The sequence below is a fragment of the Streptomyces odonnellii genome (genome assembly GCF_000981895.1).
GTDB classification, from domain to species: Bacteria; Actinomycetota; Actinomycetes; order Streptomycetales; family Streptomycetaceae; genus Streptomyces; species Streptomyces odonnellii.
In genome coordinates, this window is the sequence record NZ_LATD01000121.1 from 1 (window position 1) to 9,653 (window position 9,653).

Annotated in this window: 8 protein-coding genes; 3 read left to right on the forward strand and 5 right to left on the reverse strand. The window is 71.8% G+C overall.

What is annotated here, in order from left to right; translation table 11 throughout:
• On the forward strand, positions 1–3,128 hold a 3,128-nt coding region (locus WH07_RS13140; RefSeq protein ID WP_046499799.1), incomplete at its 5' end, for a tetratricopeptide repeat protein.
• Between the two features lie 367 nt (positions 3,129–3,495).
• Here the strand turns inward: WH07_RS13140 and WH07_RS13145 are convergent.
• On the reverse strand, positions 3,496–3,762 hold the full coding sequence (locus tag WH07_RS13145; protein WP_046499801.1) for a hypothetical protein: 267 nt from the start codon (positions 3,760–3,762) through the stop codon (positions 3,496–3,498).
• A 1-nt stretch (position 3,763) separates the two neighbouring features.
• The gene (gene mca / locus WH07_RS13150) at positions 3,764–4,645 is read right to left on the reverse strand and encodes a mycothiol conjugate amidase Mca (RefSeq protein ID WP_046499803.1); all 882 of its coding nucleotides are present in this window, start codon (positions 4,643–4,645) and stop codon (positions 3,764–3,766) included.
• A 107-nt stretch (positions 4,646–4,752) separates the two neighbouring features.
• Between mca and WH07_RS13155 the strand changes: the two genes are divergently transcribed.
• Both WH07_RS13155 and greA read left to right on the forward strand, forming a co-directional pair.
• Positions 4,753–5,151: a DUF4307 domain-containing protein gene (locus WH07_RS13155; RefSeq protein WP_046499805.1), complete on the forward strand. Its 399-nt coding sequence runs from the start codon at positions 4,753–4,755 to the stop codon at positions 5,149–5,151.
• Between the two features lie 252 nt (positions 5,152–5,403).
• On the forward strand, positions 5,404–5,901 hold the full coding sequence (greA, locus tag WH07_RS13160) for a transcription elongation factor GreA (RefSeq protein ID WP_046499808.1): 498 nt from the start codon (positions 5,404–5,406) through the stop codon (positions 5,899–5,901).
• A gap of 78 nt (positions 5,902–5,979) precedes the next feature.
• On the opposite strand, the gene WH07_RS13165 is transcribed toward greA, so the two are convergent.
• The 3 genes from WH07_RS13165 to ilvA form a co-directional block, all read right to left on the reverse strand.
• Entirely contained in the window at positions 5,980–6,831 is an 852-nt protein-coding gene (locus WH07_RS13165; RefSeq protein ID WP_046499810.1) for an ABC transporter permease, read from the reverse strand.
• On the reverse strand, positions 6,828–7,886 hold the full coding sequence (locus tag WH07_RS13170; protein ID WP_046499813.1) for an ATP-binding cassette domain-containing protein: 1,059 nt from the start codon (positions 7,884–7,886) through the stop codon (positions 6,828–6,830). The genes WH07_RS13165 and WH07_RS13170 overlap by 4 nt, the downstream gene beginning before the upstream one ends.
• 382 nt (positions 7,887–8,268) lie before the next feature.
• On the reverse strand, positions 8,269–9,498 hold the full coding sequence (ilvA, locus tag WH07_RS13175) for a threonine ammonia-lyase (RefSeq protein WP_046499815.1): 1,230 nt from the start codon (positions 9,496–9,498) through the stop codon (positions 8,269–8,271).
• Positions 9,499–9,653 lie beyond the last annotated feature (155 nt).

Here is a 9,653-nt window from a genome sequence, read left to right on the forward strand (position 1 = left end):
TGGCGCGCGGGCGCGGTGCGCTGGAGTCGCTGGCCGCCGGGGCCGCCGAGGAGTACGCGGCGTACACGCACGCGCTGGAGGCGGCCGAGGCCGAGCGGCTTTCGGGGCGGTTCAGCCGTAAGTCCCTCGGAACTCCCGTGCTGGTCACGGCCGTCGCCACCGCCGCCGCCATCGGCGCGGACGTCGCGCTGGGCACCGCCACCGGGGTCGCGCTCGGCGCGGGCGCGGTGGTCGCCGTCGCCGGGGCCGCCACCACCGTCGCCAAGGTGACCGCGTCTCACTGGCCCGCCGCCCACCAGCGGGCGGGCGCGGCCGGCCGGCCCGGCGGCACCGAGCAGCTCAGGCTCCAGTGGCTGACGGCGCTGGAGGTACGGGGCATCCGCCCGTTCCTCGACCAGCAGCGCGTCCTCGTCTCCGCGAACCGCCGCCCCGGCAAGAAGTCCGCGCCCCAGCTCAGGGGCGGCGACCGCAGCGCCGCCGCGCGCCGGCGCACCGTACTGGAACAGTCCTTCGGCCATCTCCCGCAGCCCGACGGGCCGTTCGCGGGCCGCCGCGCCGAGATGGCGCAGATCGCGCAGTGGGTCCACGCCGCCCGCGCCTCGACCGAGACCCGCCCGACGGTCGTGGTGATCCACGGCGCCCCGGGCTCCGGGCGGACCGCGCTGGCGGTACGGGCGGCGCACCGGCTCAAGGACCAGTTCCGCGGGGCGTGCGTCGTCGATCTGCGCGGCGGCGGCGCGGGCGAGGCGCCGCTGTCGACGCGGGACGCGCTGCTGCATCTGCTGAACCGGCTCGGCGCCCCGCGCGAGCAGCTCCTGTTCCGTGAGCGGACCTCCCCGGAGCAGCAGGTGCGCCGGCTGAGCGAGCTGTACCACCGGCATCTCACCGACCTGCCGGTGACGGTCGTCCTGGACGACGCCTCCGATCCGGAGCAGGTCGCCACGCTCGTACCCGAACGTTCCGAGAGCCTGGTCCTGGTGACGGCCCGTCAGCCCCTGGAGCTGCCCGCCGCCACCCCGGCCTGGGTGCACCAGCTTCCGCTGGAGGCGCTGGACGGAGCGGGCGCCGAGGAGCTGCTGCGCGAGGTCGCCCCGGCCGGGCCCGGCGCGGCCGGCGCGCCCTACGACGCCCAGTCGGCGGACCGGGTGCGGGAGTTGTGCGGCGGGCTGCCGCTCGCCCTGCGGGTCGCGGGGTCCTCGCTCGGTGAGCGTACGGCCCAGCGTCTGGCCGCCGACCTCGCCGCGTACGGCCAGGGCGGCCCTGTCGAGCGCGCGCTGTGGCTGCGCTACACCGACCAGGGCGAGCAGGCCCGCCGGCTGCTGCGCCGGCTCGCGCTGGCCGGCCGCGCCTCCCTGGGCGCCGCGGCCGCGTCGGCGCTGCTGGCGACGGACGAGCAGGAGGCCGGACAGCTTCTGACGGCCCTGTCCGGCGCCGGACTGATCGACCATGTACGCGCCAGCCGGTACCGGCTGCACGACGCCGTACGGACCTTCGCGCAGGCCCGCCTCCAGGACGAGGAGAAGGCGGCCGACCGTACCGCCGCGCAGGAGCGGCTCATCCGCAACTACGCCGAGCTGGCCGACTCCGTGATCCGGCTCGTCGACGGCAAGACCTCGACCCGCGCGGATCTCTTCAAGACCGCGGCCGGCGCCCATGGCTTCTCCTCGCTGGACGCGGCGCTGCGCTGGCTGGACGAGGAGTCCAGCTTCATCACGGCCACGCTGCGGCACGCGGAGGGCGTCGACCAGCAGGCCGTACTCGACCTGCTCGGCGCCCTCTGCGACTACTGCCTGCTGCGCGGCGACCTCTACCGGCTGGGCGAGATCAGCGAGCTGACACAGGCGGTGGACCAGGGTCTGCTCGTACGGTCGGTCCAGTGGCGTACGGGCATCGCGGCCCGCCAGCTCGGCGAGCTGGACAAGGCGCGCACCACCCTGACCTCGGTGGTCGACCTCTACCGCGAGGCCCAGCACGACGCCGGCGCGGCCCGCGCGCTCGGCTCGCTGGGCATCACCCTGCACCACCAGGGCAATCTCCCCGAGGCCTCGGCGAAGCTGCGCGAGGCACTCGCCCTCCAGTCCGCGGCCGAGCTGGCCGGGGACCGCGCCTGGACCCTGCACGCCCTCGCCGCCGTCGAACGCGACCGGGGCGGTCTCGCGGAGGCCGTCTCGCTGCTCGCCACCGCGCTGGTGCTGCACCGCGAGAGCGAGTCCGTGCACGGCGAGGCCTGGACCCACTTCCAGCTCGGCCAGGTCTGCCTCCGGATGGGCGATGTGCCGCGCGCGGAGGGCGAGCTCGCGGAGGCGCTGGAGCTGTACGGCAGGACCCGCGACGCCCGTGGCGAGGCCTGGGCGCTGACCCAGCTCGCGCGGGCGCGGCTGGTGGACGGCGAGGCGTCCTCCGCGGTCGGCGGGCTGCGCGACGCGCTGGCCCGCCACCGGGAGAACGAGGACGCGCGCGGCGAGGCCTGGACGCTCTACTACCTGGGCCAGGCGCTGGAGGAGAACGGCGACCGCGACCAGGCGGTACGGGAGCTGGAGCGGGCCCGCACGATGTTCTCGCGGATGCGCGACGTGTACGGACTGGCCTGCGCCCGGCACCACTCGGGCCGGGTCACCCGTGACCAGCGCGCCGCCCAGACCGGCAATCTCCGCAATTCGGGCTTCGCCCGGCAGCTTCTGGCCGACGCCCGCGCGGACTTCCACCGGATCGGGCTCGCGCACGGCGAGGCCTGGACCTGTCTGGAGCTGGCGATCGTCGACGCGGGCAACAACCGCGCGGCCCAGGCGCTCCAGCTCTGCGACGAGGCGACGGCGCTCTTCGAGTCGTACGGGGATCTGCGCGGCGCCGACTGGGCACGCTTCCTGCGCTGCACGCTGCTGCCGTACGCCTCGGCGGGCGGGACCGAGGTGGGCTCGGTGGTCGCGGAGCAGGAGCTCGCGGAGCTGTCGGCCGCGCGCCACGCGCTGCGCGACGGCAAGCTGGAGGACTGCGCGGACGCGTACGCGGTGATGCTCGGCCGGGGGGTCAGCCTGGAGGACGGCTGGCAGGCCTGGCAGCTCGGCATGGTGCCGACCCGGCACGCACGCGAGGTGATGGGCGTACCGGTGGAGGCGACACCGGCATAGGACGCGGGCTCACAGAGGCGCGAGCTCACAGAGGCACGGGCTCAAGCGGACACGGGCTTTGGGCAAGCGGCGGGCTTCAGGCATCCGCGGGCCCTGAAGCGGTCACGGCGCGGGCTTGGGCGAGCACGGACTCAAGAGGTGCGGGCCTGAGCGAGTACGGGCTCAGGGAAGCGCGGGCTCCAAGCGGGCACTGGCTCTAGAGGCGCGGGCCCCGAGCGGGCACAGCGCCAAGCGGGCTCAGCCACCAAGCGGGTCAGGGCGTAAAACAGGCACACGCGTCAAGCAGCCGCCGGCCCCGAGGCCGCGCGCCCGCCTGTACGTCCGGCCGCCCTGGCGGGGGCGGCCGGTGCGGCGGAACGCTGCGCGGCTAGTCGCCGGCCGGCCGCTGCGACTGCGGCGACTTCGCCGGGGCGCCCGCCTCGGCCTTCTCCAGGTCGTCCCGGGCCTTCTCCGGCTCCGGGGCCTCCTCGAAGTTGACCATGTTCATATGGCGGTTCATCGACTTCATCAGCAGCCACACCCCGCCCGCCATCACCGCGAACACGATGAACCCGAGCACACCGGGCGTCACCTTGTTCTGGTCCAGCTCCTTGGCAAGCGGGATCATGTGCGTCATCGCCTGGGTCGCATACATATCAGGCATTGTCGCGGATGCCCGCGAAGAGGTCGCTCTCGGGGAGGGAGGTATCGACGAGGGACTTCACCAGCTCGTACTCCTCGGTCGGCCAGACCTCCCGCTGGATGTCCATCGGCACCCGGAACCAGCCGCCGTCCGGGTCGATCTGGGTCGCGTGCGCGATCAGCGCCTTGTCCCGGATCTCGAAGAAGTCCGCGCACGGAATGTGCGTGGTCAGGGTGCGCTCCGCGCGGCCGAACTCCTTCCACCGCTCCAGCCACTCCCCGTACGGGGACTCAAGACCACGCGCGAGCAGCGCCTCGTGCAGCGCGACCGTGCGCGGCCGGTTGAAGCCCTGGTTGTAGTAGAGCTTCTGCGGCTGCCAGACCGGACCGAACTCGTCCTCCGGGTACTTCTCCTTGTCCGCCGCCCCCTCGAACGCCACCATCGAGATCTTGTGGGTCATGATGTGGTCGGGGTGCGGGTAGCCGCCGTTCTCGTCGTACGTGGTGACGACCTGCGGCCGGAACGAGCGGATCAGCCGGACCAGCCGGCCCGCCGCCTCGTCGGTGTCCTCCAGCGCGAAGCAGCCCTCGGGCAGCGGCGGCAGCGGGTCGCCCTCGGGCAGCCCGGAGTCCACGTAGCCGAGCCACTCCTGCTCGACGCCGAGGATCCCGCGTGCCTCGTCCATCTCTTTTTTACGGACCTCGTGAATGTGCTCCTCGATATAGGGGTCCCCCTGGAGCTTGGGGTTGAGGATGGAGCCGCGCTCGCCCCCGGTGCAGGTCACGACCAGCACGTCCACCCCCTCGGACACGTACTTGGCCATCGTGGCCGCGCCCTTGCTCGACTCGTCGTCGGGGTGGGCGTGAACGGCCATCAGCCGTAGCTGCTCTGTCAAGGCTCGATCCTCAGTGATTCGTCGCTTCGGGCGGCTTCTATAGTGACGGATACCGGGGGGCGGAAATTCCGGCCGCCCGTCGCCGCCCGTCGCAGAGAGGAACGATCATGGCCGTGGTGCGCGAGCGTCCAGTCGGCCGTTACGGCCGCTCCGCGGACGAGCGGGCGGACCACCGGCTGCGGACCGTCGGCGCCGTGCTCGGCGTCGCGCTGATCGCCCTGATCGGCTGGTTCGGCTATCACTACGTGGTCGATCGCAGTGTCTCCGGGGAGCTCATCAAGTTCAAGGTGGTTTCCGCCACGTCGGTCGAGGTCCATCTGGAGGTCCGCAAGGACCGGGACGCCACCGGTAGCTGCACGCTCCGCTCCCTCGCGGAGAACGGCGCGGAGGTGGGCCGCAAGGACGTCCGCTTCGGCCCGGGCGAGACCCGGATCGACCAGGTCGTGACCGTACGTACGACAGCGGCGGCGACCAGCGCGGAACTGCTGGACTGCACCTCCGACTGAGCCGCGCCGTACGGCCCGCGGTGGGACCGGGCCCTGTCCGGCACCCGGCCGGAAACCGGCTGGGACCCGCCGGACGGCGCCGCGCCGACACCCGGCAGATCCGCGCTGACCTGCGTTGATGTGAATCTGATGGCTTTCGTCCTCCCCTCCGGGCCACGAAATTGTTAGGCTCGTGGTTTCGCCCGCCCGAGAAGACAACATCCTTCTGGGTAGGGCGTTGCTTTGTATTCCCGGTACCTACGAGGAGCACCTGTGACCCAGACCAGCGAGAACGTCACCTGGCTCACCCAGGAGGCGTACAACCAGCTCAAGGCCGAGCTGGAGTACCTGTCTGGTCCCGCCCGCACCGAGATCGCCATGAAGATCGCGGCGGCCCGTGAGGAGGGCGACCTCCGGGAGAACGGCGGGTACCACGCGGCCAAGGAGGAGCAGGGCAAGCAGGAGCTTCGCGTGCGCCAGCTCACCCAGCTCCTGCAGAACGCGAAGGTCGGCGAGGCGCCGGCGGACGACGGCGTCGTCGAGCCCGGCATGGTCGTGACGATCGCCTTCGACGGCGATCCCGACGACACGCTGGACTTTCTGCTGGCCTCGCGCGAGTACGCCAGCTCGGAGATCGAGACCTACTCGCCGCAGTCCCCGCTCGGCAGCGGTGTGAACGGCAAGAAGGTCGGCGACAACGCGGAGTACGAACTGCCCAACGGCAGGACGGCCTCGGTCAAGATCCTGGACGCCAAGCCGTACGGGGGCTGACCGCGACAGCCCCCGGCACCGGACGCCGGGGGCTGTTCTCGTGTGCGCGGTACGGGGTCGCGTACGAGGGGTACGGGGTTACGCCGTGGCCGAGCGGTATTTCCGCACCGCCAGCGTCCGGAACACCGCGATGATCACGACCGACCAGATCAGCGAGGCCAGCACCGGGTGCTCCATGGGCCAGGCGCTGGACTCCGAGACCCCCGGGTTCCCGAAGAGCACCCGGCACGCCTGCACCGTGGCGCTGAACGGGTTCCAGTCGGCGATGTGCCGCAGCCAGGCCGTCATCCCGCTGGTGTCCACGAAGGCGTTCGAGATGAACGTCACCGGGAAGAGCCAGATCAGCCCGCCCGAGGTGGCGGCCTCCGGGGTACGGACGGACAGGCCGATCAGCGCGCCGATCCAGGAGAAGGCGTACCCGAGCAGAAGCAGCAGCGCGAACGCGCCGAGCGCCTTGAGGACGCCCTCGTGGATGCGCCAGCCGACGAGTACGGCGACGATCGCGAGCACCACCACGGTGAGCGCGGTCTGCACCAGGTCGGCGAGGGTACGGCCGGTGAGGACCGCCCCGCGTGCCATCGGCAGCGAGCGGAACCGGTCGATCAGGCCCTTGTGCATGTCGTCGGCGATCCCGGCGCCCGCGCCCGCGGTGGCGAAGGTGACGGTCTGCGCGAAGATCCCGGCCATCAGGAAGTTGCGGTAGACGTCGGGGCTGACGGTGCCGCCCACCTGGAGCGAGCCGCCGAAGACATAGCTGAACATCACGACGAACATGATCGGCTGGATCAGGCCGAAGAGGACGACCTCGGGGATCCGGGTCATACGGATCAGATTCCGGCGGGCGACGACCAGTGAGTCGGTGGTCGACTGGACGATTCCGCCGCGCGGCCGGGGGGCGACGGACTGTGGCGCCTCGGTGGTGGCGGTCACTTCCGGGCCTCCTTCGTGGACTTGGCGGACTTGGCCGCGCTCTTGCTGTTGCCGGGGTCGTCGGACTCGGCCGCGCTGTCCTCGGCGGAGTGGCCGGTCAGGGAGATGAAGACGTCGTCGAGGGTGGGGCGGCGCAGACCGATGTCGTCGATCTCGACGCCTCGGGTGTCCAGCTCCCTGATGACCTCGGCGAGCAGCTTGGCGCCGCCGGTGACCGGGACGGTGAGCTTGCGGGTGTGCTCCTCGACGGTCACCGCGCCGGACGGCGAGTCGGCGGCCGCCGGTGACTCGCCGGACTTCGCGAAGGCCGCGAGGACGGCCCGCGCCGGGTCGATCTGCTCGCGCTCGTGCACGACGACCTCGACGCGCTCGCCGCCCGTACGGGCCTTGAGCTGGTCGGAGGTGCCGCGGGCGATGACCCGGCCGTGGTCCACGACACAGATGTCATGGGCGAGATGGTCGGCCTCCTCCAGATACTGCGTGGTCAGGAGGAGTGTCGTACCCCCGGCCACCAGTTCCTGGATGATGCTCCAGAGCTGCTGGCGGTTGCGCGGGTCGAGGCCTGTCGTGGGCTCGTCCATGAACATCACGGGCGGAGAGACGACCAGCGCGGCGGCGAGGTCGAGCCGGCGACGCATGCCCCCGGAGTACGTCTTGGCCGTACGGTCCGCCGCGTCGGAGAGGTTGAAGCGCTCCAGCAGCTCGTCCGCGCGGGCCTTCGCAGCGCGGGCGTTCATCTGGTAGAGCCTGCCGACCATCCGCAGGTTCTCGCGGCCGGTCAGATACTCGTCGACCGCGGCGAACTGGCCGGAGAGGCCGATCGAGCGGCGGACTTCGTTCGGGTGCTTGAGGACATCGATCCCGGCGACGACGGCCTTGCCGCTGTCGGGCCGGAGCAGGGTGGTCAGGACGCGTACGGCGGTCGTCTTGCCGGCGCCGTTGGGGCCGAGAAGCCCCAGGACCGTGCCTTCCGGAACATCGAGATCGACGCCGTCCAGAGCCCTTACATCGCCGAAGGTCTTGACCAGGCCTTCGGCGTAGATGGCGCCTGGCATGAAGTGTCTCCAGTGGGTGCTGACGGTGCTTGCTGACGCAGCACGGTAACGCGATACATCGCGACCGAACAAGGGGTGTTTGTAAGCCCGAAGTAAAGAAAACCGTACGAGTACGCGACAGGCACACGATTTACCGTGCGTCGCGCGCGAGCCGGGACGACCACACGCAGGCCGGGGCGACCGGCGCGCGATAAAGCGACCGGTCGGTATACGGCAGAGGACGTACGGCACGGCAGCCGACGGGCGTACGGCGACACGGCCGACGGGCACGCCTCAGCGCCCGGCATCCCTCGGCGGGACGGGCCGGGAGCGGGTGCCTCGGGAACGGGTGCTTCGGGGGCGGGTGCTTCGGGAGCGAGTGCCTCAGCGGGGAACGGGTGCCTCAGGTGAGGACGGTGTAACCCGCCTTCCGCAGTGCCGCCTCGACGTCCGCGCAGTGCCCCGGCCCCTTCGTCTCCAGATGCAGTTCCACGTCCGCCTCCGTCAGCCCCAGCCGGGGATCGGTCCGTACATGGCTCACATCGAGAACGTTGGCATCCGCCACCGACAGCACGGTGAGCATCGTCGCAAGCGCCCCCGGCCGGTCCGTCACCCGGACCCGCAGGCTCAGATAGCGCCCGGCCGCCGCCATGCCGTGCCGGAGGATGCGCTGCATCAGCACCGGATCGACGTTGCCGCCCGACAGCACCGCGACCACGGGACCGCGGAACGCGCCCGGATCGCTCAGCAGCGCGGCCACCGGGCTCGCGCCCGCAGGCTCCACCACCAGCTTCGCGCGCTCCAGACAGAGCAGCAGCGCGCTGGACAGCTCGTCCTCGCTGACCGTACGCACCTCGTCGATCAGTTCCTGGAGAAGCTGGAACGGTACGTCGCCGGGGCGGCCCACCTTGATGCCGTCCGCCATGGTCTGCGGGGCCTCGACCGACACCGGCCGGCCCGCCCGCAGCGAGGGCGGATACGCGGCGGCGCCCTCCGCCTGCACGCCGATCACCCGGACCTCCGGGCGTACGGCCTTCACGGCGAGGGCGATCCCCGCGGCCAGACCGCCGCCGCCCACCCCGACGACGACCGTCCGCACCTCCGGGCACTGCTCCAGGATCTCCAGCCCGACCGTGCCCTGGCCCGCGATGATGTCCGGGTGGTCGAAGGGGTGGATGAAGACCGCGCCGGTGTCGCGCGCGTACTCCTGGGCGGCGGCCAGGGTCTCGTCCACGACCTGGCCGTGCAGCCGTACCTCGGCGCCGTAGTCACGGGTGGCGGCGACCTTGGGCAGGGGCGCGGCGACCGGCATGAACACCGTCGAGCGGACCCCGAGCAGGGTGGAGGCGAGCGCGACGCCCTGCGCGTGATTGCCCGCGCTGGCGGCGACGACGCCCGCCGCGCGCTCCTCCGGGCTCAGGCCCGCGATCCGTACGTAGGCGCCGCGCAGCTTGAACGAGCCGGTGCGCTGGAGGTTCTCGCACTTGAGCAGGACGGGGGCGCCGACCAGGCCGGTCAGATATCTGCTGCCCTCCATCGCGGTCATCCTCGCCACGCCGGAGAGCATCTTCTGCGCCCCTCGGATGTCATCGAGGATGAGGGGGCGCACGGGGCGGGACGTACCGAAGCTCATGTCTGCCAGTCTCGCAGCTCACCGGACGCCCGGCGGCCCCGTGAGGGCCGAGTGTGAATCCCTGCCCATGGGTTTACGCAGGGCCGGTACGGGCGGGGTCATCCCCGCGTACTCTGTCCCCCACCAACCGACCCCCGCACAAGAGAGCCCCCAGC

Excerpts from the sequence above, each read along its gene's own strand:
- WH07_RS13145 (WP_046499801.1), bottom strand. The coding sequence starts at position 3,762 with ATGTATGCGACCCAGGCGATGACGCACATGATCCCGCTTGCCAAGGAG.
- WH07_RS13155 (WP_046499805.1), top strand. The coding sequence starts at position 4,753 with ATGGCCGTGGTGCGCGAGCGTCCAGTCGGCCGTTACGGCCGCTCCGCG.
- WH07_RS13170 (WP_046499813.1), bottom strand. The coding sequence starts at position 7,886 with ATGCCAGGCGCCATCTACGCCGAAGGCCTGGTCAAGACCTTCGGCGAT.
- ilvA (WP_046499815.1), bottom strand. The coding sequence starts at position 9,498 with ATGAGCTTCGGTACGTCCCGCCCCGTGCGCCCCCTCATCCTCGATGAC.